Raw genomic sequence first — 25,271 nt, forward strand, 5'->3', positions numbered from 1 at the left:
CAACCCGTTGCGGACCTTCATGACGAGATCGGATCATTGTGGTGGATAACAGTATTCGGAGGAGCCATGACACCACACGTCACAACACGGGACGCCGCAACCGACGGCCTGATCGCGAACGATGAGGTCGACCCCACCGCCGAGAGCCTCAGCGCCGAGAACCTCCGGCGCGTCTGGGGGAACTTCGCCACCGGAGTGGCGGTCGTCACGGCACACGACGGTGAGCGTCCGATCGGATTCACCTGCCAGTCGGTGGTCTCCGTGTCCCTCGACCCACCGCTGATGTCGTTCTGCCCGTCCCGCAACTCGACCACCTGGCCGCTTGCCCGGGACGTCGGCGCACTCTGCATCAACATCCTGGCTGCAGATCAGCGGGAGATGTGCCGGCAGTTCGCGGTGAGCGGTACCGACAAGTTCCGCGGCATCGACTGGTCTCCCACCCACAACGGTGCACCCGCGATCAGCGGCGCGCTCGCACACATCGACGGCCACCTGGTCTCGGAGCACGAAGCCGGAGACCACACCATTGCGGTCGCGGCGATCACGGCGCTGTCCGCCGACGACGACGGCATCCCGCTGCTGTTCTTTCGGGGCGGCCTCAGCGGCCTCGAGGGCTGACCGCCGCCCGACGACGACGGACGCAGGAGCTCCCCGGGATCGAAGCGGGGAGCTCCTGCGTCGTGTCGATGTCAGTCAGTCGGCAGTGTCGTCGGCGGCGAGCATCTCGAACCCTCGATAGCCGTCGGCGGCCACCTCGGCGATGATCTGGCGGTAGACGCCGAATCCGCCGACGAAGGGCATGAACACACGCGGCTTTCCAGGAATGTTCGCACCGAGATACCAGGAGTTGGCGTCGGGCATCAGGGTCTGCGCGGCCCGCTCGGAACACTCGTGCACCCAGGCGTCCACCGCGTCGCTCCGCGCCTCGATGGCCGCTGCCCCGTGCGCGTCGAGGGCAGAGATCGCCTCCGCCACCCAGTCGACGTGTAGCTCGGAGTGCAACACCATGTTCGCGAGCACCGAGGGACTGCCCGGACCGGTCAGATTGAACAGATTCGGGAAGCCGGAGACACCGAGCCCCAGGTACGTACGGGGCCCTTCACTCCAGGCCTGTTTGAGGGTCTCCCCGCCGCGACCGACGATGTTGATCCGTTCCACCGATCCGGTCATGGCATCGAATCCGGTGGCCAGCACCAGTGAATCCAGTTCAACGGTGCGGCCGTCGACGCAGATGCCGTTCGGTGTGATCCGCTCGATCGGGGTCGATCGCACATCGACGATCTGCACGTTCGGCCGATTGAACGTCTGAAAGTAGCTGTCATCGGTGCAGATTCGCTTCGCACCGATGGGATGATCGTGCGGGATCAGGATGTCGGCGACCGCCGGATCGTCGACGACGGCACGGATCTTCGACTCCCAGAACTGTTGGGCGGTGCGGTTGGCTTCCGGGTCGGTCAGCTGATCGGGGAAGGTCTTGCTGAACAGCACACCACCGAGGAGCCAACGTTTCTCGTATGCGTCCCGACGTTCATCATCGGAGACCGCCAAAGCCGACGACGGGTGCGGTTGATGCGGGGAACCCCCACCGCTGTCCATGGAGAGGCGCCGCCGTTCGGCGTAGCCGGCCTTGTACCGCGCGCGGTCGGCGTCGTCGAGCGCGACATTGCCGGCCGGGATGCTGTAGTTGGCGGTCCGCTGGAAGACGGTCAGCGCGTCCGCCTGCGCCGCGATCCGCGGAATAGCCTGTATCCCCGACGATCCCGTGCCGATGACGCCCACCCGCTTCCCGGTGAAATCGACACCCTCGTGGGGCCAGGACGATGTGTGATGCACGTCCCCGACAAACGATGCCAGCCCCGGGATCTGCGGAATGTTGGCGCTCGACAGCGGCCCGAGCGCGAGCACGCAGAATCTGGCCGACACCTCGTCGCCGGTGTCGGTTCGGATGTGCCAGCGCAACGACTCCTCGTCCAGTGCCACATCGATGACCCGGGTGTTGAGCGCGATGTCCCGCATGAGGTCGAAGCGGTCCGCCACATGTTCGAGGTAGGCGAGGATCTCCGGCTGGGTCGCGTACTTCTCACTCCAGTCCCACTCCTGCTGCAGCGCTTCGTCGAAGGAGTACGAGTAGTCGACACTCTCGACGTCGCAGCGCGCTCCGGGATAGCGGTTCCAATACCAGACGCCGCCGACTCCGCCACCGGCCTCATAGACCTGGACGTCGTGACCATCTCGTCGAAACCTTTGTAACGCATAGAGTCCCGCAATTCCCGCCCCGACGACGACGACGTCGACGGTACGCATGGGGGTGGAGGATGGGTTCGGTCTGTTCACAGGACTTCGCCTTCCGATCGGTCTGCTCGTCGACCGCCGACGCTAGATCCCCGGGCGGTCGGCGACCAGCATGTCTCCCGCTGATCGGCCCATTGGCGGCCCGCCACGACGACCTTCCCGATCATCGGGAGAGCACACCGCTCGGCCGCCGGATCTGACCTAGCGTCGGCGGGGAGTTCACGAAAGGGGAACAGATGCAGTGGGATGAGGAAGTAGATGTCCTCGTGGCAGGGTCGGGCGGCGGGCTCGCCGGCGCTTACACCGCCGCGCGGGAAGGCCAGCGGGTGGCTGTCGTCGAGGCCACCGACAAATTCGGCGGCACCACCGCCTACTCCGGTGGTGGCGGGATGTGGTTCCCGTGCAACCCGGTGTTGCGCCGCGCCGGCACCGACGACACCGTCGAGGCGGCGCTGCAGTACTTCCGAGCGGTCGTGGGTGACCGCACGCCGACAGAGCTGCAGGAAACCTATGTGCGCCGAGGTTCGGACGTGATCGAGTACCTCGAGACCGATCCGCATTTCGCGTTCGAGATGTTCCCGTGGCCGGACTATTTCGGCACGGCGCCCGGCGCCCGACTCGACGGGCAGCGCCACATCACCCCGGTGCCGCTACCGGCCGCCGAGCTCGGCGAGCTCCGGGAGTCGCTGCGTGGCCCGCTGGACACGGACCGGCTCGGCGCCCCGCTGCCGGATGTGCTCATCGGCGGTCAGGCCTTGATCGGACGGTTCCTCAAGGCCATCAACGACTTCCCGAACGCCACGCTTCACCTGAACTCACCGCTAATCGAGCTCGTCGTGGAGGACCGACGAGTGGTCGGCGCGGTCGTGGAGCGCGACGGCGGCCGGCACGCAATCCGAGCACTGCGCGGGGTGCTGTTGGCGTCCGGCGGCTTCGAACAGAACGACGAGATGCGTGCGGAGTACGGCGTGCCCGGCCACGCGCGGGACACCATGGGGCCGTCGGGAAACCTCGGCCGGGCACATCGGGCGGCCATCGCAGCGGGCGCCGATCTGGACCTGATGGACCAGGCGTGGTGGTCGCCCGGCCTGACCCACCCGGACGGGCGATCCGCATTTGCGCTGTGGTTCACCGGCGGCATCTTCGTGAACCAGGACGGACAACGATTCGTCAACGAATCCGCGCCCTACGATCGTCTCGGTCGGGAGATCATCCGCACCGTCGATGACGGTGCGGCGACCCTCCCGTTCTGGATGATCTACGACGACACCGAGGGCACCGTGCCGCCCGTCAAGGCGTCGAACGTCTCCATGGTGGACACTGCCGACTACGTCGCCGCCGGTTTGTGGCACACCGCAGACACCCTCGAGGACCTGGCGACGAAGATCGGTGTGGACCCCGACGGGCTCACCGCCACCATCGAGAAGTTCAACAAGTTCGTCGCCGATGGGGTCGATCCCGATTTCGGCCGCGGCGACGAGGCCTACGACCGCGCCTTCTCCGGCGGAGAGTCGCCGATGGTCGCCATCGACCAACCGCCCTACCATGCTGCAGCATTCGGGATCTCCGACCTCGGCACCAAAGGTGGACTACGCACCGACACCGCGGCCGCGGTGCTCGATGCGGACGGCGTGCGCATCTCCGGGCTCTACGCGGCCGGCAACACGATGGCCGCGGTCAGCGGCACCGTCTATCCGGGCGGCGGCAACCCGATCGGCGCCTCGGTCCTGTTCAGCCATCTCGCCGTGCTGGACATGCTGTCACCTAGCGGCAGCACCGAACCCGTACCCGCATCTGGCAAGGAGTCCCGATGAATCCGAATGACCTGATCCGTTCACGGGTCACCCAGTATCTGAGAACCATCGGCAGCGGGACATCCGCGGACATCGCGGCGCTCTACGCCGACGATGCGACCGTCGAGGACCCGGTGGGCTCCGAGGTCCATACGGGTCGTGCGGCGATCGAGAAGTTCTACGGCGCACTCGACGGCGCAGACTGCGACGCCGAGTTGCTGAACCTGCGTGTCGCCGGCGACACCGCGGCCTTCGGATTCCGGGTCACCACTCGTACCGCCGATCAGACCATCGTGGTCGAACCGATCGACGTCATGACCTTCGACGACGACGCGAAGATCACCAGCATGCGCGCCATCTGGTCGCCCGACGACCTCAGCATCCGCGCACGATGAGCAGGGAGAACGACATGGCTGCAACAGATTCGACGTGGGACCGCGAGGTCGACTTCCTCGTCGTGGGCAGCGGAGCGGGCGGCCTCACCGGCGCGCTGGCCGCCGCCGCCGAAGGACTGGACACCCTGGTCATCGAGAAGGCCGCGGTATTCGGTGGGAGCACCGCCCTGTCCGGCGGCGGGATCTGGATACCGAACAACCCGACACTGCAGCGTGCCGGGATCGTCGACACGCGTGAAGGTGTCCGCGCCTACCTCGACGCGGTGGTCGGCGACCGAGTGCCGACGGCCAACATCGACACCTTCATCGACGAGGGGCCCCGGATGGTCGAGTTCCTCGAGACCATCAGCCCTCACTTGCGATTCCAGTGGTGCCCGGGATATTCGGACTACCATCCCGAGCGTCCCGGAGGACGTCCGGAAGGCCGGTCGATCGAACCGCTGCCGGTGGATCTGCGCACGCTGGGCGACGACGAGAACCGTTTGCGGCCTGCCGCTTTGGCCACACCGCCCGGCCTGTTCATCACGTCCAAGGACTTCGTCGCCCTCAACATGGTGATGCGCACCTGGAAGGGCCGACGTACCGCGCTGATGACCGGGCTGCGAGCCATCAAGGCGCTGGTGCTGCGACGGCACATGGACACGTTGGGTCGTGCGTTGATCGCCCGGCTTCGGTTGGCGCTGAACGACGCCAGTGTGCCGCTGCTGCTGGAGACCCCCATGCAGTCGCTCATCACCGACGAATCCGGTGCGGTGCTCGGGGTCGTCGCCGAACAGCGCGGCGAGCAGCTGCGCATTCGGGCACGGGCCGGGGTGTTGCTCGCGACCGGGGGTTTCGAGCACAACCACGAGATGCGCAAACGCCACCTGCCCCGGGGCGGGCAGGACGACTACAGTGCGGCCTCGGTCGACAACACCGGCGACGGCATCACCGCCGGAGTCGACATCGGCGCGGCCGTCGACCTGATGGACGACGCCTGGTGGATGCCGTCGTTCCAGCGGCCCGACGGCATCAATCAGGTCCTGGTCTCCGAGAGGTCCATTCCCCGATCCATCATCGTCGACCAGCACGGCCGACGGTTCACCAACGAGGCGGCACCCTATGTGACGTTCGTGCATGCCCAACTGGCCGGCGGCCACGAACCGGCCTGGTTCATCTTCGATCGCACCGCCAAGAACCGGTATCCGATCGGCGGGATCATGCCCGGCCAGGCCTTCCCGGATGAGTGGATGCAGAGCGGCCTGCTGCACACCGCAGACTCGATGACCGAATTGGCCGATCAGATCGGGGTGGACGCCGCCGCGCTCATCGAAACGGTGCAGCGGTACAACGGTTTCGCCCGTACCGGAAAGGATCTCGATCACGGTCGCGGGAACAGTGCCTACGACAACTATTACGGCGACCCCAGCCTCCCCCACCCCACTCTCGACGTGCTCGATCGCGCACCCTTCTACGCGCTGCGGATGCGGGCGGGCGACCTGGGCACCAAGGGTGGCCTCGTGTACGACGCCGAAGCCCGGGTGTTGCGGGAAGACGGTTCGGCGATCGACGGACTGTTCGCCACCGGCAACACCTCGGCGGCGGTGATGGGCAACGATTACGCGGGGGCAGGTGCCACCATCGGACCCGCGATGGTGTTCGGCTACGTCGCGGCACGTCGCGCCGCCGCCGGACACTGAGGCGTGCCATGCAGGAATTGATCTGTGGGACATGCGCAACCACGGTCCTCGTGGAGAAGTACAGCCCCAGCCACACGAGCGTCCAATGGCTCGGGGACGCCCAGCGTGCCTGCCCCGAGTTCGCCCGCCTCACCGCGGCGGACGGCCACACGAGCGCCATCCCGACCTGCCCAGCGCTGCGCGACACGATCGAGGAGGCCGCACGCAGGGGCATCCTCGCCACCGACAGCCGGCGCGTCGAACCGACGCGCCGGCCACCATCTCAGGAAGTGACCTCATGAACGACACGACCACACCACAACTGGCCGGAAAGGTCGCCGTCATCAGCGGCGGCGCCCGCGGTCTCGGCGCCGCCTTCGCCCGACGCATCATCGCCCGCGGGGGCCGAGCTGTGATCGGCGACATCCTCGATGATGTCGGCAAGCAGACGGCCGAAGACCTGGGCGACTCCGCCCGCTACGTTCGGCTCGACGTCACCGATCCGGAGCAGTGGGCCGCCGCGGTCGACCACGCCGAGCGTGAATTCGGCACCGTCACCGGCGTCGTCAACAACGCCGGCATCTCGACCGGCTCGTTCATCGAGAACGACACCGTCGAGAACTTCCGGCAAGTGCTGGAGATCAACCTGCTCGGCGTGTTCAACGGCATCCGCGCCGCGATCAGCCCGATGCGAGCTGCGGGCGGCGGATCGATCGTCAACATCTCCTCGGCGGCCGGACTCACCGGGCTGCCACTGACGAGTGGGTACGGCGCCTCGAAGTGGGGCGTCCGGGGACTCACCAAGATCACCGCGGTGGAACTCGCCGCCGACCACATCCGCGTCAACTCCGTGCATCCCGGCATGACGTACACGCCGATGACGTCGTCGATCGGCATCGAAACCGGCGACGGCAAGTATCCCAACACACCGATGGGGCGTGTCGGGGTCCCCGACGAGATCGCCGGTGCCGTCGCATTTCTCCTGTCCGATGACGCGGGGTACATGACCGGCGCCGAGCTGGCGGTGGATGGCGGGTGGACCGCAGGCCCGACCGTCGACTATGCGATGGGCCGGTGACGTCGGTGACCAGCACGCTTCCGGCACTCACCACACGCGAGATGTCCACGTCCCGAGGTACGTTGCGTTACCACGAGATCGGGGCGGGACCAGACCTGTTGCTGTTGCACGGTTCCGGGCCGGGCGTCACCGGCCTGCGCAACTTCAGCGGCAACCTCACGTTCTTCGCGCAGCACTTTCGGTGCCTGGTGCTGGAGTTCCCCGGTTTCGGGGTCAGTGACGACTTCGGTGCGCATCCGATGGTCACCGCGCTGGACGCGGTCGGCGAGCTGGTCGACGGGTTGTCTCTCACCGATCTGTCGATCATCGGTAACTCGATGGGCGGTGGCGTCGCGTTGAGCTACGCCGCCGCCCACCCGGAGAACGTCGGACGCTTGGTCACCATCGGCGGAATCGGCAAGAACATCTTCAGCTCGGGTCCCTCGGAAGGAATCCGCCTGCTGCAGGAGTTCACCGATGATCCCAGTCGCGAACGGCTGGTGCGCTGGCTGCACTCCATGGTCTATGACCCGGCGCTGATCACCGACGACCTCATCGACGAGCGATGGGAACAAGCCACCGATCCCGCCACGCTGGACAGCGCGCGCCGCATGTACGGTTCCGACGCGTTCGCCGCGATGATCGCGGCGATGGAGAACTCCGATTCGCCACCACCGTGGTCGATGCTGCACAAGGTCACCGCGCCGACGTTGGTCACATGGGGCCGCGACGACCGCGTGAGTCCCCTCGACATGGCGTTGATCCCGATGCGGACCATCCCCAACGCCGAACTGCATGTCTTTCCGCGGTGCGGCCACTGGGCCATGATCGAACAGAAGACCGCCTTCGAGAATGTCGTCTCCGCATTCCTGCACCGCTCCGCTCATTGAGCGGAGCTTCCCCCGCCGCATACGCCACCTCATCGGACCGATGAGGTGGCGTTCGCGTCTGTCCACAAGCGCATTGAACCGCAACACCTCATCACCGACCAGAGGAGATCATATGAACGCAACCAAGTCCGTCCGGCCCGTCGACGCGGCCACCATCGACGGGTACACACACGAGACCGATGTCGTGGTCATCGGATTCGGCTGTGCCGGTGCGGCGGCCGCATTGGAGGCCGATGTCGCCGGCGCGGACACGATACTGCTGGAGCGCCAGAGCGGCGGCGGCGGTTCGGCCGCCCTGTCCGGCGGGGAGATCTACCTCGGGGGCGGCACCGACACCCAACAGGCCTGCGGAATCTCCGACACCCCCGAGGCGATGGAGAGCTTCCTGCTGGCGGCGCTCGGGCCGGATGCCGACGCCGAGAAGATCTCGCTCTACTGCCGAGACAGTGTCGCCCACCATCGGTGGCTCGTCGGTCAGGGGGTGCCGTTCAAGCCGTCACTGTGGGAATCGCCGACGTGGGTACCACCAACCGACGACGGTCTGATGTGGATGGGTGAGAACGCTTTTCCGTTTCGCGACATCGCCACACCCGCACCCCGAGGGCATCGGGTGACCTCGGACGGCTTCGGCGGCAAGGTGTTGATGAGTGTCCTCGCCGACGCGATCGCCACATCGGGTGTCACCGTGCACACCGATACCGGTGCCGCACGACTCATCGTCGAAGACGGGCGGATCGTCGGGGTGCTCGCCCGTCACTTCGGCGAGGTGGTCACTTATCGGGCGCGGTCCGGTGTCATCATCACCACCGGCGGATTCGCCGACAACGCGGACATGGTCTCCCAGCATGCCCCACAGCTGGTCGGGCTGGGGGTCAACAGCGACGGCGGCGACGACGGACGTGGCATCCGGATGGCACAGGCGGCCGGTGCCGCGGTCAAGCACACGTCGGCCGGTCAGGTCGGCATCTCCCTGATCCCGGGGATGATGGTGCGCGGGATGATCGTCAACGACCTCGGCCAGCGGTTCATCAACGAAGACGTCTACCCCGGGCTGGTGGGCCAGGCCGCGCTGTTCAAACACGGCCTGCGGGTATGGGTGATCCTCGACGAACAGGCATACGAAGAGGTCCCGGAAATCGAGAGGTGGGGTGTGGTACCGCACTTCGTGGCCGAGACGGTCGCCGAACTCGAACGTGAGATCGGCATGCCACACGGCGCCCTGCAGAACACCGTCGCCGAGTACAACCGCCATGCCGCCGCCGGCATCGATCCCTACTTCCACAAGTCCACCCGGTGGCTGCGGCCGCTCCAGGCACCGTTCGCCGCCATCGACGTCCGTAAGGGCATCGCCCCACCGGAATACGGTGCCGCCGGTGGTGGCGGAGCGGAGGTCTTCACACTCGGCGGCGTGTGCACCACTGTCGACGGTGCGGTTCTGGATCTCGACGGGGAGGCCATCCCAGGGCTCTTCGCGGCCGGGCGCGCCACGTCGGGCCTGCACTCGTGGGGCTACATCAGTGGCACCTCATTGGGCGACGGCACATTCTTCGGTCGTCGAGCGGGTGCGGCGGCCGCCGACTGTTGTTGAGCTGTAAACGGCTGCCGGCCTCCTTCCCCGGTCCCTGAGGAGCGAACTTGCGAGCGAAGTGACCCCCCGCTCCCTGAGAAGCGAGCTCGCGAGCGAAGTCTCACCCCCGGTCCCTGAGGAGCCCGCGAACGAAGTGACTCCCGGCCCGGTCCCTGAGGAGCCCGCGAACGAAGTGACTCCCGGCCCGGTCCCTGAGGAGCCCGCGAACGAAGTGAGCGTGCGTCACGAAGGGCCGCCCTTCGTGACGCATCGCTCGTACCTCGCGAGGCTCCTCAGGGAGCAGGTGGCGCCACACCACTCGTACCTCGCGAGGCTCCTCAGGGAGCAGGTGGTAACGCTGCGAGCGTCACGAAGTGAGCCCCCGGTCCCTGGAGACCTCACCCCCCGGTCCCTGAGAGCGTGTTTGAAAACTCAGGCAAGTTTGGCCAGTCGTCGTGACATGGTAGCGATGAGGGCGATGTACACCATGTTTTCGTGGTGGTCGGGTCGGGTTTCGTAGTCGCGGACGCAGCGGCGGTGTTTGACGATCCAACCGAAGGTGCGTTCGACGACCCACCTGCGCGGTAGGACGTGGAATCCAGTCATGTCGTCGGTGCGTTTGACGATCGTAACGGTTAGTGCCAGAACGTTTTTCGCCCAGATAAGCAGTCTGCCGCGGTAGCCGCCGTCAGCCCAGACCATAGTGATGGTGGAGAACTGGGCGCGCAGCGCGGCCAACACTCGGGCACCACCGTCGGCGTCCTGGATGTTGGCGACGTGGACCACGATCGCCAGCAGCAGACCGGTGGTGTCGACGGCGATGTGGCGTTTGCGTCCGTTGACCTTCTTGCCGGCGTCGTAGCTGCGACTGGCACCGGGCACGGTATCGGCGCCGGGGATCGATTGAGCGTCGATGATCGCCGCGGTCGGCAGCGGGTTGCGGCCGTCGGCCACGCGCAGCATGTCGCGGAGGCAGTTGTGGATGCGGCGCCACGCTCCACTGGTGACCCAGCGGTGGAAGATCGCGTAGACGGTCATCGCGGGTGGGAACTCCGAGGGGAGTTGTCGCCAGGCGATACCGCCGCGGACAACATAGAAAACGGCGTCGAGAACGGTTCGGCGACACCACTTCTCGGGTCGGCCACCGCGTCCTGCGGTGTTCCCGGCCGGTGGCAGGAGCGGTTCGAGGACCGCCCACTGGGCATCGGTGACACTGGAGGACGGATATACCTCGCACCGATGACCAGACCCGTGGGTGGGGGTCGGGCAGGACGGGCACGCACCGATGGGTGATGATGGCATGGTGAACTCCTGGTGAGTACGTGTTGTTAGCACTCACTGACCTACCAGGAGTTCACTCAAATCCCATCCGTCACACGCCGCACATCCGAGTTTTCAAACACGCTCTGAGGAGCCCGCGAACGAAGTGAGCGTGCGTCACGAAGGGCCGCCCTTCGTGACGCATCGCTCGTTCCTCGCGAGGCTCCTCAGGGACCGAATGGTGAGGTCCTCAGGGACCGAATGGTGAGGTCCTCAGGGACCGAGTGGTGAGGTCCTCAGGGACCGGTGACAACCGTCAGGCAGCGCCCAACACCCCTGGGGTCTCGGTGATCTCATCGACCGCGCGGCGCGGCATGGCCAGCGCCGTGAGCGCGCCCACCGCCGAGACGATGGCGCCGATGACGAAGGCAACCTTGAACCCGTCCGAGTCGTAGAACGTAGCGCCTTCGGCGACCATCGCGACGTGCGAGTTGTTGAGTACGGTGAACGCGACCACCGACAGCACCGCCGGGAAGATGCTCTGACTCACCGCGACGATGCTGGCCGTGCTCGCCTGCAGCTTCGGCGACACCGCCTCGATCACCAGGTTCGGCACAGCCGCGTACGACATACCCTGGCCGAGACCGAGGATCACCGCTCCCAGGATGATCGTCGACTTCTCCGAGTGGTTGAACGCCACGACCAGCATGCCGACCGCCATCAGCGAGAGGCCCGCCAGCATCAACAGTCGCGGTGGGAAGCCACGACTCACCAGGACACCGACAAGCAGTCCGCCGGCCACGATGGCGATCACCATCGGCAGCTGGAACAGCGCGAAGTCCTCGGCCGACAGGCCCCAGCCATATCCGAGCCCGATCATGCCCGGCACCATCACCATCATCGGCAGCAGAACCGCGAACAGTCCGGAAATCCCATAAGCAACACCCGCACTCACAGTGGTGAGATACACGGGTCGGCGCCGCAGCACGTCGAGATCCACCAGCGGATCGTTCACGAGCCGGGCCGACACCAGCCACGCCACCAGCAATGCGGCGCCGCCTAGCAGATAGGTCAGCGTCGACGATGCGGTCCACCCCCAGGACGGACCGAAACTGACGCCGATGAGCACTCCAGCCAGCCCGGCACCGAGCAGTACCGCCCCCACCAGATCAACGGTCGTCCGGACGCGCAGCGGCGACTCGTCGACCGTGACCAGAATGGCGAAGCCGATCGCCACCACGACGGCGAACAGAAACCAAAAAATGCTGCGGAATCCGAAATCGTCGATCAGCCAGCCGGTGAGGAACGGCGCGGGTACCGCCACCAGGCCCATACCGGTCGTGGCGATGCTGACCGCCAACGCGACGGCTCTCGGCGGGAACACGTCTCGGATGAGCGAGTACCCGAGGAACAGGCACGGCACCAGGAATCCGGCCAGTGCACGACCGGCGATCATCACGCCATAGGACGGCGCGATCGCCGACAACAGACATCCGGCGGCGGCGAGTGCGACACACCCGAGCAGGAGCCGGCGCTTGCCGAACATGTCCGAGAGGCGACCGATGACGGGGGCGGTGACAGCGCCGGTCAGGAGGAACGCCGTCAGGAGCCAGGCCCCCTGCGTGGTCTGATAGTGGGTGACGATGAACGGCAGTGCTGTGGAGATCATCAGATAGCTGATCGCCAGGACCTCCAGCAACAACACGATCGACGCGAGACCCAAGACGAGCCGCGGCGTCCAGACTCGGGTGTCATCAGATGTCACCGATCTGGGATCAGCGAGCGAGTCCTCGTTCGGAGTGGGTTGTACAGGCATCGCATACCTTCCAGGGACAAAGACCCGTAGACGTCGGGCCGGGACGGAGTGATCGACACCGACGGAATGTGGTGCCAGTCACATCACACCGGCGCCGCATCGCCCACACCAGCCGGGCATCCCACTGTCCGGGAGATCCAGCGCCGAACGGTCAATCGGCAATAGCGCGCGGTGACAACGTGATTCACGCTGCCAAACCCGTTCCGACGCACAACGACGATGTGGCCCGGTCGCACCGGGCCACATCGTCGTATGATCTCGGGACTGGGTCAGCGCTGGGTCGACCCCGCATCCACCGGCAGGGTCACCGCGGTGATGTAGCGCGCCTCATCGGAGCCGAGGAACAACGCGGCGTTCGCGATGTCCTCGGGCTCGACCCACGGAATCGGCAGCATGTTCATCGTCGTGGCCGCCTCGGCGAACTCGGCGCGCGTCGGGTTCTCCAGGTCGGGACGGAACGCACTGCGCACCGCCGCGTTCTGGATCATCGGCGTGTCGACATTGGTCGGGTGTATCGAGTTCACCCGGATGCCGTACGGCGCCAATTCATTCGCCAACGACCTCATCAAACCGACCACGCCGTGTTTGGCCGCGGTGTAGTGGGCGACACCCATCAGCCCACGCAGACCCGCGATCGAGCTGGTCAGGATCATGGCGCCACTTCGCCGTTCGATCAGATGCGGAGCCGCTGCCTTACAGGTCTGCCACACGCCGGTGAGGTTGACGTCGAGCATGGTGTTCCACGCCTGCTCGTCGAGTTCGACCGCTGGCCCCTTCGAAGTGATACCGGCAGTCGCACAGACGATGTCGAGTCTGCCGAGTTCTGCCACCCCGGCATCGACAGCATCGCGAAGCCGATCCCCCTGGCGCACATCGACGACACCGGGCACGACGCGAGCACCCCGCTCCCGGGCCAGTCGGGTCACCTCGGCCAGATCGTCGGGAGCCGATGGTGGCGTGACAGTCGTTTCCACCTGCCGACAGATGTCGAGCGCGATGACATTCGCTCCCTCTTCGGCAAACCGCAACACCTGCGCCCGTCCGATCCCCCGTGCGGCCCCCGTGACGAGCGCGACCTTACCCTCGACGCGCCCCATCACGACGTCTTTGCCACGAGGCCGGCATCCACGACGACGTTTGTGCCGGTGACGAAACGGGCCTCATCCGAGAGCAGGAACAACACCGCGTTGCTCACGTCGACCGGGCTCACCCACCCGACACCGAGCAGGTTACGCGACGCAAGAGCGGTCTCCGCATCCTGTTCTCCCGGCGCCGTGAGGTCGGGTCGGAGCTTGGCGAACACGCGGTCGTTGAGGATCATCGAGGTCCCCACCGAACCCGGGTGCACGGCGTTGACGCGAATACCACCCGGGCCCAGTTCATTCGCCAAGGTCTGCGCCAGACCGACCAGCCCGTGCTTGCTCGCGCAGTAGTGCGACGTCCCGGCCGATCCCTTGATCGCGTTGGTGGACCCGATCAGCACCACCGCGCCTCCCGAAACAAGATGCGGCACGGTTGTTTTCACGGTATGCCAGGCACCGGTCAGGTTGATGTTCAGCACGCGCCGCCAGTCGTCGTCGGAGATCTCCCAGGACGGTGCTGCGTCCGGATAGATGCCGGCGTTGGCGACCACCGCATCGAGCCGCCCGAAGTGGTCGACGCCCTGACGCACCGCCGACGCGAGCTGATCGACGTCGCGGATGTCGGCGAATCCGGAGACACATTGGCCACCGACCCAGTCGACCTCCTTCGCCGTCACGGCAAGATCGTCGGCAGCCGACTCCAGATCGATCGCGATGATCCGTGCCCCCTCCTCGGCAAGCCGCACGCAATGACTTCTCCCCATCCCGTTGGCGGCCCCGGTGACCAGGACAACCTGATCACAGAGACGATTCACCGTGTACTCCCACTGCAGATGTCCATGGCGGCGACCCTAGGTGCGGCCCTGCGGCCCGGGCTCTGCGTCCTCCCGCTCAGCGGACGTCCGCACGAATCTCTCCCGGACAGCAGAATGCGTGCGCCCATCCGAACTCAGCCCCGCCCACGATGGCGACAACGCAACTCCAGGAGGTTCCTATGACGACGGTTGCCGCCGACGTGGCCCCGCCGCGCTCCGCATCGGCCCGGGTCGCCCGGGTCATCGAGGAAACCCGTGACGCCACGTCGCTCGTGTTCACGGTGCCCGACAACCGCAGGCACGATTTTGTCTATCGCCCCGGTCAGTTCCTGACCCTGCGCATCCCCAGCGATCGGGGCGGCTCGGTCGCGCGATGCTATTCACTGTCGAGTTGCCCGGTCACCGACGCCGGTCTGACGGTGACCGTCAAGCGCACCGTCGGCGGCTACGGCTCCAACTGGTTGTGCGACAACATCTCCGAAGGAGACATCATCGAGATCCTGCCCCCGGCCGGGATCTTCACACCAGAGTCTCTCGATGACGATCTCCTGCTGTGGGGTGCGGGCAGCGGGATCACCCCGCTGCTGTCGATCCTGAAGGCGACGTTGGCGTCTGGAACCGGCCACGTGGCATTGGTCTATGCGAACCGCGACGCCGACTCCGTCATCTTCGCCGACGAACTGCGCGATCTCGCGTCGCGTCATCCCGACCGGCTGACGGTCATCCACTGGCTGGAGGTGGCCCGGCAGCAGCCGACTCCTGAACGGCTCGCCGAGCTCGCCCGAACATTCTCCGACCGTCACTCCTTCATCTGCGGTCCGACCGGCTTCATGACAACTGTCCGAGAAGCGTTGAGTCGACTCGACGTTCCGCGATCACACGTCCACGTCGAGGTCTTCAGGTCGCTGACTGGCGATCCGTTCGCGGCACCCGCCCCGGCCCCGGCTGCCGACTCGGATGCGGAGGTGGCTGCCGACGCGGATGCGGCGACGGTCGAGATCGACACCGACGGCGCAACCCACACCATCCGCTGGCCACGCTCGCAGAGCCTGCTGGAGGCGATGCTCACGCGTGGTCTCGACGTTCCGTACTCCTGCCGCGAGGGACAGTGCGGAACCTGCACGGCCGTCGTCGTCGAGGGCGAGGTGACCATGGCCGACACCGGCGTCCTCGACGAGGACGACCTGGCCGACGGTTATGTCCTCGCCTGCCAGTCGCGGCCGACCGGCGACTTTGCCCGAATCCGGTTCTGACAATCCGATATCCGTCTGTGAAAGGAACATCTGTGCTGAGAAGCTTCCGTCGTCGCACCGTCCTCCGGGTGGCCGCCGCAACACTGGCCATAGGTCTGACCTCCATCGGCATCGGCACCATCCCCGAGGTGGCGCCGGCCGCGTCCGCGGCACCCGGCGGCGGTACGAGCATCGGGATCACGGCGGCTAACGCCCGCGATGTCGGCGGATACCCGACCCGCACCGGGGCCGTCGTCCGGACCGGTGTCGTCTACCGCAGCAACGCGCTGAACACCCTGACCGACGTCGACAAGCAGAAGCTCACCATGCTCGGCGTCACCGACATCATCGACGTGCGCTCACCCAACGAGGTGGCGGCGAATCCCGACGACCTGCCGCCCGTCCGTTACACCAAGCGGCCGATCTGGAACCCCTCCGACGATTTCTACGTCAGGGTGAACCGCATCATCGGCGCAGGGCCGGCCGCCCAGCAGGAGGCGCTCGGGTCCGGCAAGGCGGCGCAGATGATGCGTGACTACTACCGCTGGATGGTGACCGACCCGAGCGCCCGGCATCAGATCGGCGCGACACTGCGTGACATCGCAACGTCGGCGACGCCACTGCTCTTCCACTGCACCTCGGGCAAGGACCGGACCGGCCTCATCTCGGCCGTGCTGCTCACAGCGCTCGGCGTGCCCGAACGGGCCGTATACCAGGACTACCTCGTATCCAACGATCGCCTGGCCGCCGGTAACGCGGCCCAGATGACAGCGCTGGTCGATCACGGCCTTGTCACCGACCCCTCGTTGTTCGCGCCGATCCTCGGCGTGCAGCGCGGCTTCCTCGCGGCATCGTTCGACCAGATCCGACGGTCCTACGGCTCGTTCCAGCGCTATCTGACCCACGGGCTCGGCCTCGATATGCCCAGCGTGAGGGCACTGTCAGCCAAGATGCTGCGGCGCGGAGTGTCGCCGACACTGTCGGGTCCGCTGGGTGCGGGCAGCGTCAACTGACACTCCTCTGGCGCTCCATTTCTGTAACGTGTTCTAATTCAGGTAGAACACGTTGCACCCGCGGCGCACGAAGGGACTTCCATGGCCGGCGCGACCGAACCAGCAGACCAGACCACCACCTCCCCGGAGACCTACGACGTGATCGTCGTCGGCGCAGGCGCGGCCGGACTGAGTGCAGCCATCACCGCGGCCGCCAGCGGTCTGAAGACGGTGATCATCGAGAAGTCCCCGTACTGGGGCGGCTCGACATCACGCTCCGGCGGTGGGGTCTGGATCCCCAACAACTCGGTGCTCAAACGCGACGGCGTCGAGGACACGGTGGCCAAGGCCCGCGAGTACGTGCACGCGATCATCGGTGAGCACGCGCCGGCGGACAGGGTCGACGCCTATATCGACCGCGGTCCCGAAGCGCTGGACTTCCTCATGAAGAACGCCCCGCTCGACCTCGAGTGGGTCAAGAACTACTCCGACTACTACCCCGAAGCCCCCGGTGGCCGGCTGGGCGGACGGTCGGTGGAACCGCGTCCCTTCGACGCCCGCAAGCTCGGCGACGACCTCAAGACCCTGCACCCGCAGTACACCAAGGCCCCGCTGAACATGGTGGTGCTGCAGTCGGACTATCGCTGGCTCAACACCGGCATCCGGCACTGGCGCGGTCCGGTGCGGATGGCGAAGGTGGGCACCCGTTTCTTCTGGGCCCGTTCCCGGGGCAAGAAGCTCATCGCGATGGGCGCCGCGCTGGCAGCGGAGCTGCTGCTCGGCGTGCGTCAACTCGGCGTGCCGCTCCGGCTCAACACCGGTCTCACCGATCTGCTCACCGAGGATGGCCGGGTGGTCGGTGTGGTCGCCGAATCGCAGGGGCAGACCTTCGAGATCCACGCGCGGCACGGGGTGATCCTGGCGTGCGGCGGTTTCGAGAACAATCCGGAGATGCGGCGCAAGTACCAGCGTGAGCCGATCGGTTCCGACTGGACGACCGGCGCACCGTCGAACACCGGGGACGGCATCAACGCCGGCCTCAAGATCGGCGCCTCGGTGGCCTTGATGGACGACGCGTGGTGGGGCCCGACCATCCCGCTTCCGCGTGGACCGTGGTTTGCGCTGTCGGAGCGATCCGTGCCGGGCACCTTCATCGTCAACGAGCGCGGTGAGCGGTTCATGAACGAATCGCTGCCCTATGTGGAGGCCGTGCATCAGATGTACGGCGGCGACTACGGGCAGGGCGACGGTCCCGGCGAGAACGTGCCGTCGTGGCTGATCATGGACCAGACGTGCCGCAACCGCTATCTCTTCGCCGGTATCAATGCGCGTCAGCCACTTCCGAAGAAGTGGTTCGAGGCCGGGGTGGTCGTCAAGGCCGGATCGATCCGCGAACTCGCCGACAAGATCGGTGTGCCCGCCGACGGGCTCGCGAACACCACCGAACGCTTCAACGGCTTCGCCCGCTCCGGTGTCGACGCCGACTTCGGCCGCGGCACGAGCGGCTACGACCACTACTACGGCGACATCACCAACAAGCCGAACCCGAGCCTCGGCGCTCTGACCAAGGCACCGTTCTATGCGGTCAAGATGGTGCCCGGCGACCTCGGCACCAAGGGCGGCATCGAGACCGACGCGTCGGGCCGCGCGCTGCGGGCCGACGGATCGGTCATCGACGGACTGTATGCCGCCGGCAACACCAGCGCACCGGTGATGGGCCACACCTATGCCGGGCCGGGTGCCACCATCGGACCCGCTCTCGTCTTCGGCTATCTCGCCGCGCTCGACGCCGCTGCGCAGAAGGCCACCAGCACAACCCCGTCCACCAGCACAGGAGCCTGATCACCGTGCCCATCGACCCCGCCATCGCCGTCGGCGCCGACCTCGGCGAGACCACCTTCGAATGGTCCGCATCCGACGTCGCGCTCTATCACCTCGCCGTCGGCGCCGCGGCCGACCCGATGGACACTGCCGCCCTCGCCTACATCTACGACGTGAATCCCAAAGTCCTGCCTACGTTTGCGGCGGTCGCAGCCACCTTTCACATGACCGAGGCACCGACGGTCTCCTACCCCGGCGTGGACATCGATCTGGCGAAAGTCGTGCACGGCAGTGAAAAGGTGACGCCGCACCGTCCGCTGCCGCCGGCCGGCAAGGCCACCAGCCGCACCCGGATCGTCGAGGTGCAGGACAAGGGTGCGGCCGCCGTGGTCATCCTCGAATCCGTCACCACCGACGACCAGGGCGACGACCTGTGGACCACACGATGGTCGATCTTTGCCAAGGGCGAGGGCGGTTTCGGCGGCGAGCGCGGGGCCTCGGCCAAGGTCAGCTATCCCGAGCGGGAACCCGATCACCGCCTCTCGATCCCGACCCTGCCGCAGCAGGCGTTGCTCTATCGCCTGTGCGGCGACCGCAATCCGCTGCACTCCGATCCGACGTTCGCCGCCGATGCGGGCTTCCCCCGACCGATCCTGCACGGGCGGTGCACCTACGGTGCGGTCTGCCGCGCCGTCGTCGACAACGTACTCGACGGCGACGTCACTACCGTTCGCAGCTACTCGGCATCCTTCGCCGGCGTGGTCTTCCCCGGCGAGACACTCGATGTGAGTGTCTGGGATGAGGGCGACGAGCTGCTCATCACCGCGGCCGTGGCCGACCGCGACGGCGCACCGGCACTCGGGAATGTTGTGCTGGAGGTCATTCGCTGAACAGCCGGCTGCTGATCGAGCCGCCGACGAGCGGCAGCGCGGCGGGTATCGAGATCACCGCACCGGCAACAGCTCCACCAATTCCCGCAGATCGTCATCGCCGGGCACAGTCCTGACGAAGACCACGCGATACAACAGGTAGCCGGCCCAGCTGTCGGCGACGGTGTCGACCGGAAGCGATGCCGGTAGCTCGCCTCGCGTGATCCCTCGGCGCAACAACGCTACGGCGTTCGCCGCACGCGCACCGACGACGTCGCGCAATTCGACCTGGCCGGCCTCGCCTCGCTCGGCCAACGCTCCGGCGACCACCGACGGTCCACCCAGCAGCGTCAAGGTGTGCACCAGCTCGCGTAGGTGCGTGAGCGCGTCCCCACGGACCGAGCCGGTGTCGGGGACCGGGGGCACCACGAGTTCGGCGGTGAACGCATCGGTCACCACCGCGGCCTTGGTCTGCCAGCGCCGATAGATCGTCGCCTTGCCCACGCCCGCGCGGGAGGCGATGGCCTCCATGGTCACCTGGTGATACCCGGCCTCGCCGACCAACGCGCGGGTGGCCGCCAGAATCCTGTCGTCGAGATCGGGATCACGGGGTCGTCCGCGTCCGCGAGCCTCATCGTCGCTCATCTGTGTCGTGCCCCCAGACATGTGGAATAACGGAACGTTGCGTCTCGTTATTGTGAGCGTATCTCGACCCGCCGCCGAGACGAGCCGACTCACAGGAAAGAAGGTTGGTTCAGATGACAGCTCGGTTCGCCGACAAGGTTGTATTGATCACCGGCGCCGGATCCGGACTCGGCCGCGCCGCCGCCGTGCAGGTCGCCGCCGAGGGCGCGTCCCTCGCGCTGGTCGATGTGAGCAGCGGAGGTCTCGCCGACACCGCGGCGAAGGTCGCCGACGTGTCGTCGGACGCGAAAGTGATCCAGATCGTGGCCGATGTATCCGACGAGGACGCCGTTGCAGGCTACGTCGCCCAGACCGTCGAGACCTTCGGCCGGATCGATGGGTTCTTCAACAATGCCGGCATCGAGGGCAAGCAGGACCTGACCGAGGATTTCGGAACTGCCGAGTTCGACAAGGTCGTCTCGATCAACCTGCGGGGTGTGTTCCTCGGCCTCAAGCATGTGCTCGCGGTGATGAAGAAGCAGGGCTCGGGCAGCGTCGTCAACACCGCCTCGGTGGGCGGCATCCGCGGGGTCGGCAACCAGTCCGGCTATGCCGCCGCCAAGCACGGTGTGGTGGGTCTGACCCGCAACTCGGGCATCGAGTACGGCCAGTACGGCGTCTCGGTGAAGGCGATCGCCCCCGGCGCCATCATGACGCCGATGGTCGAAGGCTCACTCAAGCAGATCGATCCGGACAACTGGGAAGAGGTGGGACGCGAGTTCGTGAGCGTCAACCCGATGAAGCGCTTCGGGCGGCCCGACGAGGTCGGCAACCTGGTCGCATTCCTCCTGTCCGACGACGCGTCGTTCATCAACGCGACCGTCATCCCGATCGACGGCGGACAGTCGGAGAAGTACTGACGTTCTCCACCCCGACGTGGCGTGCACCACAGCCCGGTGAGCGTCCCCCGCAGGCCGGGGCAGGGCAGTAATCTCGACCCGGACAATTGGGGCCGCCCGTACCCGGGCGGCCCCGCCCCGGCTTCACATGAGGAGACGTCTATGAGTGATTCGCTGCAGTCCCTGCTCGGCACCGACCGCGACGCCGTCGTCGCTGATCTGGTCACCGTGATCGACGCCGAGGTGTCGGATCAGAAGGGACTGGGTGGCGCCGCGGTGAAGGCGGCGTATGCGGCGGCCCAGAAGGTGAAGCCCGGCGTGGTGTCGTCGGCGACGAACCTGATGCTGCCGGAATTCCTGACCGCGCTGCAGCCGCTGTGGGATTCCAAGCCGGCCGGCGTCTCCTTTGCCGATCACCTGGTGGCCAACGGCGACTCCGCGGCCGAAGCCCTGCTGACGGTGACTGACGATCACGCGGCGACCGCGAAGCCGGCCCTGGCCAAGGCCTACAACTCCCTGCGCGGCAAGGCCAAGAGCTATGTGATCGCGGCGCTGCCCCGAGTGGGAGCCGCGATCGAGAAGCACGCCGCCTAGTCACTTCCGAGATCGTGCGATGCGCTCATCGATCGGCCCGTTGGGGCCGAGCGATGGGCGCGTCCGCGTCTGAGGGGGCGGATGCTGTGGTCAGGCTGCGGATGTCACGATGAGGAGCAAGCCGACGACGACCGCGACCAGCGCGGCCAGCATCGACAGCACACGCCATACGTGCACGCGCGCCGGTGAGATGTCGGTACCTTGTGAAGAGGCGACCTGGGGTGAGGCCATGATCTCCCGCTTTCGGTTGTCCGGATCGACATTGATCCGGGTGGATAGCGATTCCCCTTGTTACTGCAGTGATAAATGTGTCACATGTTGCTCTCAGGTTGAAGGCACCGACACCGCGTGTCTCGATTACGAAAAGGCAACACCTGTGGTGGGGATCTGGTGAGGGGTGGCAAGGAACGTGACGCTTTCGCGAGAGGCTCTCCGGTCGGCGTGGCTGATCACCATCGCCTGCGCGGCCGTGAGCATGGTGGTCGCCGCGATGGCCGCGCTGAACACCGCGCTGCCGGACATCGCGATCGACATCGGCGCCGACGCCGGGCAGATGACCTGGATCGTCGACGGCTACACCCTTGCCCTGGCTGCGCTCCTGCTCCCGGCCGGCGCGATCGGGGATCGATTCGGTCGTCGTGGTGTGCTGATCGTCGGGCTGATCGTGTTCGGCATCGCGTCGCTGCTCGCAATCTGGGTCACCAATCCCACCGAACTGATCGCGACGCGAGCGCTCGCGGGCGCCGGGGCCGCGCTGATCATGCCCACGACCCTGTCGTTGATCACCTCGGGCGTGCCGGAGGCCCGGCGGGCGATGGCCGTCAGCATCTGGGCGGCCGTCGCCGGCGGCGGCGCCATCGCCGGCTTTCTGGTGACCGGCGTCCTCCTCGAGTTCTTCTCGTGGCATTCGATCTTCATCACCTTCGCCGCATCGTCGGTCGTCTCGATCGCTTTCTGCTTCACCATCGGCACCTCTCGGGACCGCAACCCCGGCCCCTTCGACTTTCTGGGCACCATGTCGTCGATCGTCGCGGTCACCGGCATCGTCTTCGCCCTTCTCGAGGCGCCCCATCGCGGATGGGATGACGCCCTCGTCCTGTCGTGCCTGATCGGCGGTGTCGTGCTGGTCGGGGTGTTCTGCGTCATCGAGCTCCGCCGCGCCTCGCCGCTGCTCGACATCCGTCTGTTCCGCAACCGCGCCTTCGGATCCGGTTCGCTGTCGGTGGCGATGCAGTTCCTGGGGTCATTCGGGTTGTTCTATCTGCTGTTGCAGCAGCTCCAGTTGGTGTTCGGATACTCGCCGCTGGAATCGGCTCTCGCGCTCCTGCCGTTCGTGGTGGGAGTCGGCGTCTTCTCGCTCGTCGGTAACTGGCTGGCCGTCCGATTCCACGCGGTGAAGTACTTCATCGGTGGCGGCGTGCTGCTCGCCGGTGTCGGCATCCTGCTCATGGGCGCCCTCGACTACGACAGCTATTGGTCGCTCGCGTGGATACTCGGCGTCTTCGCGACGGGCATCGGGCTGTCCAATGCGCCGTCGACGACGGCCATAATGACCAACACCCCGCTGGACAACCAGGGCATCGGGTCGGCGATCAACGACACCGCACGCGAGGTCGGCGCCGCCATCGGCATCGCGCTGGCCGGCAGTATCGTCGCCGCCGGCTGGTCGTCGCGGATCGGCCCGGTGGCCGACTCGACCCGCGAGCAGATGGTCGAGGCGGGTCAGCAGCGCATAGCCGCGGGCGATGCCGCCGGCGGGCAGGCGCTGATCGCTCAGGCCGACATCGCGTCGGAGACCGTGCGCCGGTCCCTTGCGGAGGCGAGCGCCGTGGCCGATCGTCTCGCCGGCCAGGCCGGCCCGCTGGCCGACCGCATCCTCGACGGTGCACGCGAAGCCTTCATGGGGCCCTTGAGCCAGGCGTATATCGTGCTCGGCAGCGTCGTCATCGCGGGTTCGGTATTGCTGTTCTGGTTGGCACCGTTGCGGATGGTCGAGGAGCCCGCGGACACCGCCGAGGACGGCGAGGACGGCGACGGACTCGATGAGACACCCGATGACGTCGTCGACAGCCGGTCGGGCGGTTGAACACTGCTGGTTCGGCGGTGATCTCCTCCGACAGCGTGGTGGGCGCGGTGGTGTCGATCCTGCTGCTGGCGGCTGTCGTGGTGTTCACCATGGTGGCCCGAGGCCGCTCGCCCGCGCTGGTCGCGGTGCCCGCCGCGGCCTTGGTGCTCGCTCTCGGACTGACCCAATGGTCCAGTGCCCGAGACGAACTCGACTTCATGGCGCCGACGATCGGGTTTCTTGCGGCCATGCTCGTAGTGGCGGATGTGTGCGGGCGGACCGGGGTGTTCGCCTGGGTCGGTGCGCTGGTGTCACGGTGGAGTCGCGAATCGCCGACCCGCTTGCTGCGCATCGTCTTCACCGTCGCCGCGGTGGTGACCGCGATCCTCAGCCTCGATGCCACCATCGTGCTGCTGACTCCACTGGCGGTCGACACCGCCCGACGGATCGGGGCCCGCGTCGCGCCGATCGGTTACGCGTGCGCCCACATGGCCAACAGCGCGTCGACCCTCATGCCGGTGTCGAATCTGACCAATCTGATCGCATTCTCCGCCACCGGCCTCACGTTCCTCGGGTTCACCGGGACGATGGCCTTGCCGTGGATCGTGGCGATCATGGTGGAGTACATGGTGTTCCGTCTGTTCTTCGCGACAGAGTTGGCCGAACCGGCGAAACAGCACAGCACCGACGATCATGCCGCGGACCCCTCGCCTCCGCGCTGGACGCTGACGTGCCTGGGGCTGCTGCTGATCGGATTCCTTGTCGCCGAACCCCTGGGTGTGCCCCTCGTCGTAATCGCCGCCGTCGGGGCGGTGGCGATGACCCTTCCGCTGCTCGCCACCGACCCGGTCGCGGGGACCGTCCGCGCCGTCCGTGCCGCGAATATTCCGTTTCTCGCGTTCGTCGCCGCCCTCGGCGTGGTGATCCTGCCAGTTCGCGAAGGCCCCCTCGGTGACGCCGTTGCCCACCTGATCCCGTCCAGCACAGGCCTGCTCGCCCTGCTGGCGGTTGCCGCACTCGCCGCGGCGCTCGCCAACGTGCTGAACAACCTGCCGGCCACACTCCTGCTGCTACCCCTGGTCGCACATCAGCCGGGCCTCGTGCTCGCAATGCTGCTCGGCGTCAACATCGGTCCGAACCTCGCATACTTCGGGTCGTTGGCGACGCTGTTGTGGCGCGATGTGATGCGGCGCCATGCCACCGCCCCACCACCGTCGAGGCGGTTCCTGACCCTCGGCGCACTGTCGGTGCCGCCGACGTTGATCGCTGCGGTGGTTTCGTTGTGGCTTGTGCGGTCGGTGTGAGGCCCGAAGAGCTTGTCTCACCACCCGATCCCTGAGGAGCCAGCTGAACCCGTCACACGCTACGCCACCACCCGATCCCTGGCCGAGCGAGCTGAACCCGTCACACGCTCCGCCACCACCCGATCCCTGGTCGAGCGAGCTGAACCCGTCACACGCTCCGCCACCACCCGATCCCTGAGGAGCCTCGCGAGGAACGAGCGATGCGTCACGAAGGGCGCCCCTTCGTGACGCCCCTCCGCTAGCGCT

At 66.7% G+C, this 25,271-nt stretch carries 23 protein-coding genes; 16 read left to right on the forward strand and 7 right to left on the reverse strand.

All coding sequences use genetic code 11. The annotated features are described in order from the left end of the window. Positions 1-66: 66 nt before the first annotated feature. Positions 67-618: a flavin reductase family protein gene (locus AC4AMJ_RS19740; RefSeq protein WP_489914174.1), complete on the forward strand. Its 552-nt coding sequence runs from the start codon at positions 67-69 to the stop codon at positions 616-618. 75 nt (positions 619-693) lie between these two features. Here AC4AMJ_RS19740 and AC4AMJ_RS19745 read toward each other — a convergent pair whose 3' ends face one another. Then, the gene (locus AC4AMJ_RS19745) at positions 694-2,304 is read right to left on the reverse strand and encodes a flavin-containing monooxygenase (protein ID WP_489914176.1); all 1,611 of its coding nucleotides are present in this window, start codon (positions 2,302-2,304) and stop codon (positions 694-696) included. Positions 2,305-2,528: 224 nt separating this feature from the next. On the opposite strand from AC4AMJ_RS19745, the gene AC4AMJ_RS19750 reads away from it, so the two are divergent. From AC4AMJ_RS19750 to AC4AMJ_RS19780, 7 genes are all read left to right on the forward strand, one after another. After that, positions 2,529-4,106, forward strand: a complete 1,578-nt coding sequence (locus tag AC4AMJ_RS19750) for an FAD-binding protein (protein ID WP_489914178.1) — start codon at positions 2,529-2,531, stop codon at positions 4,104-4,106. Beyond that, positions 4,103-4,480, forward strand: coding sequence for a nuclear transport factor 2 family protein (locus tag AC4AMJ_RS19755; protein ID WP_489899440.1), 378 nt, complete (start codon positions 4,103-4,105; stop codon positions 4,478-4,480). The genes AC4AMJ_RS19750 and AC4AMJ_RS19755 overlap by 4 nt, the downstream gene beginning before the upstream one ends. A gap of 14 nt (positions 4,481-4,494) precedes the next feature. Beyond that, positions 4,495-6,159, forward strand: coding sequence for an FAD-binding protein (locus AC4AMJ_RS19760; protein ID WP_489914180.1), 1,665 nt, complete (start codon positions 4,495-4,497; stop codon positions 6,157-6,159). Between the two features lie 8 nt (positions 6,160-6,167). Beyond that, a complete protein-coding gene (locus tag AC4AMJ_RS19765) occupies positions 6,168-6,440 on the forward strand; it encodes a hypothetical protein (protein ID WP_489899438.1) in 273 nt (90 codons plus the stop codon). Continuing rightward, positions 6,437-7,216: a glucose 1-dehydrogenase gene (locus AC4AMJ_RS19770; RefSeq protein ID WP_489914182.1), complete on the forward strand. Its 780-nt coding sequence runs from the start codon at positions 6,437-6,439 to the stop codon at positions 7,214-7,216. Before AC4AMJ_RS19765 ends, AC4AMJ_RS19770 begins: the two co-directional genes overlap by 4 nt. Before the next feature lie 41 nt (positions 7,217-7,257). Beyond that, positions 7,258-8,085, forward strand: coding sequence for an alpha/beta fold hydrolase (locus AC4AMJ_RS19775; RefSeq protein ID WP_489900758.1), 828 nt, complete (start codon positions 7,258-7,260; stop codon positions 8,083-8,085). Between the two features lie 112 nt (positions 8,086-8,197). Continuing rightward, positions 8,198-9,673: an FAD-dependent oxidoreductase gene (locus AC4AMJ_RS19780; RefSeq protein ID WP_489914184.1), complete on the forward strand. Its 1,476-nt coding sequence runs from the start codon at positions 8,198-8,200 to the stop codon at positions 9,671-9,673. 411 nt (positions 9,674-10,084) lie between these two features. On the opposite strand, the gene AC4AMJ_RS19785 is transcribed toward AC4AMJ_RS19780, so the two are convergent. From AC4AMJ_RS19785 to AC4AMJ_RS19800, 4 genes are all read right to left on the reverse strand, one after another. Next, on the reverse strand, positions 10,085-10,954 hold the full coding sequence (locus AC4AMJ_RS19785; RefSeq protein ID WP_489896485.1) for an IS5 family transposase: 870 nt from the start codon (positions 10,952-10,954) through the stop codon (positions 10,085-10,087). 274 nt (positions 10,955-11,228) lie between these two features. Further along, positions 11,229-12,728 (reverse strand): MFS transporter, encoded by a 1,500-nt coding sequence (locus tag AC4AMJ_RS19790; protein WP_489914186.1) that lies wholly within the window; start codon positions 12,726-12,728, stop codon positions 11,229-11,231. A gap of 269 nt (positions 12,729-12,997) precedes the next feature. After that, complete coding sequence (locus tag AC4AMJ_RS19795) at positions 12,998-13,825, reverse strand: mycofactocin-coupled SDR family oxidoreductase (RefSeq protein ID WP_489914188.1); 828 nt, start codon at positions 13,823-13,825, stop codon at positions 12,998-13,000. Beyond that, positions 13,825-14,625 carry a mycofactocin-coupled SDR family oxidoreductase gene (locus AC4AMJ_RS19800; RefSeq protein WP_489914190.1) on the reverse strand — a complete coding sequence of 267 codons (801 nt, stop codon included), beginning with the start codon at positions 14,623-14,625 and terminating at the stop codon, positions 13,825-13,827. The genes AC4AMJ_RS19795 and AC4AMJ_RS19800 overlap by 1 nt, the downstream gene beginning before the upstream one ends. Before the next feature lie 179 nt (positions 14,626-14,804). On the opposite strand from AC4AMJ_RS19800, the gene AC4AMJ_RS19805 reads away from it, so the two are divergent. The 4 genes from AC4AMJ_RS19805 to AC4AMJ_RS19820 all read left to right on the forward strand — a co-directional run bounded on the left by AC4AMJ_RS19805 (position 14,805) and on the right by AC4AMJ_RS19820 (position 19,560). Beyond that, complete coding sequence (locus AC4AMJ_RS19805) at positions 14,805-15,878, forward strand: 2Fe-2S iron-sulfur cluster-binding protein (protein WP_489914192.1); 1,074 nt, start codon at positions 14,805-14,807, stop codon at positions 15,876-15,878. Positions 15,879-15,946: 68 nt separating this feature from the next. Continuing rightward, positions 15,947-16,870, forward strand: a complete 924-nt coding sequence (locus tag AC4AMJ_RS19810) for a tyrosine-protein phosphatase (RefSeq protein ID WP_489914194.1) — start codon at positions 15,947-15,949, stop codon at positions 16,868-16,870. 81 nt (positions 16,871-16,951) lie between these two features. Then, complete coding sequence (gene kstD / locus AC4AMJ_RS19815; protein ID WP_489914196.1) at positions 16,952-18,691, forward strand: 3-oxosteroid 1-dehydrogenase; 1,740 nt, start codon at positions 16,952-16,954, stop codon at positions 18,689-18,691. Between the two features lie 5 nt (positions 18,692-18,696). Then, positions 18,697-19,560, forward strand: coding sequence for a MaoC/PaaZ C-terminal domain-containing protein (locus AC4AMJ_RS19820; protein WP_489914198.1), 864 nt, complete (start codon positions 18,697-18,699; stop codon positions 19,558-19,560). Positions 19,561-19,614: 54 nt separating this feature from the next. Here AC4AMJ_RS19820 and AC4AMJ_RS19825 read toward each other — a convergent pair whose 3' ends face one another. Beyond that, on the reverse strand, positions 19,615-20,184 hold the full coding sequence (locus AC4AMJ_RS19825) for a TetR/AcrR family transcriptional regulator (RefSeq protein ID WP_489914200.1): 570 nt from the start codon (positions 20,182-20,184) through the stop codon (positions 19,615-19,617). A 113-nt stretch (positions 20,185-20,297) separates the two neighbouring features. Here AC4AMJ_RS19825 and AC4AMJ_RS19830 point away from each other — a divergent pair, with 113 nt between their 5' ends. Together AC4AMJ_RS19830 and AC4AMJ_RS19835 are read left to right on the forward strand one after the other, a co-directional pair. Beyond that, positions 20,298-21,083: an SDR family oxidoreductase gene (locus AC4AMJ_RS19830; RefSeq protein ID WP_489914202.1), complete on the forward strand. Its 786-nt coding sequence runs from the start codon at positions 20,298-20,300 to the stop codon at positions 21,081-21,083. A 141-nt stretch (positions 21,084-21,224) separates the two neighbouring features. After that, positions 21,225-21,656, forward strand: a complete 432-nt coding sequence (locus tag AC4AMJ_RS19835) for a DUF6918 family protein (RefSeq protein ID WP_489899426.1) — start codon at positions 21,225-21,227, stop codon at positions 21,654-21,656. Positions 21,657-21,746: 90 nt separating this feature from the next. Here the strand turns inward: AC4AMJ_RS19835 and AC4AMJ_RS19840 are convergent, their stop codons facing one another. Continuing rightward, positions 21,747-21,887, reverse strand: a complete 141-nt coding sequence (locus tag AC4AMJ_RS19840) for a hypothetical protein (protein WP_489899425.1) — start codon at positions 21,885-21,887, stop codon at positions 21,747-21,749. Positions 21,888-22,131: 244 nt separating this feature from the next. Here AC4AMJ_RS19840 and AC4AMJ_RS19845 point away from each other — a divergent pair, with 244 nt between their 5' ends. After that, positions 22,132-23,742, forward strand: coding sequence for an MFS transporter (locus AC4AMJ_RS19845; protein WP_489918472.1), 1,611 nt, complete (start codon positions 22,132-22,134; stop codon positions 23,740-23,742). 17 nt (positions 23,743-23,759) lie between these two features. Beyond that, positions 23,760-25,025, forward strand: a complete 1,266-nt coding sequence (locus AC4AMJ_RS19850) for an SLC13 family permease (RefSeq protein ID WP_489899424.1) — start codon at positions 23,760-23,762, stop codon at positions 25,023-25,025. Positions 25,026-25,271 lie beyond the last annotated feature (246 nt).

Source organism: Gordonia sp. LMA484 (genome assembly GCF_058129505.1).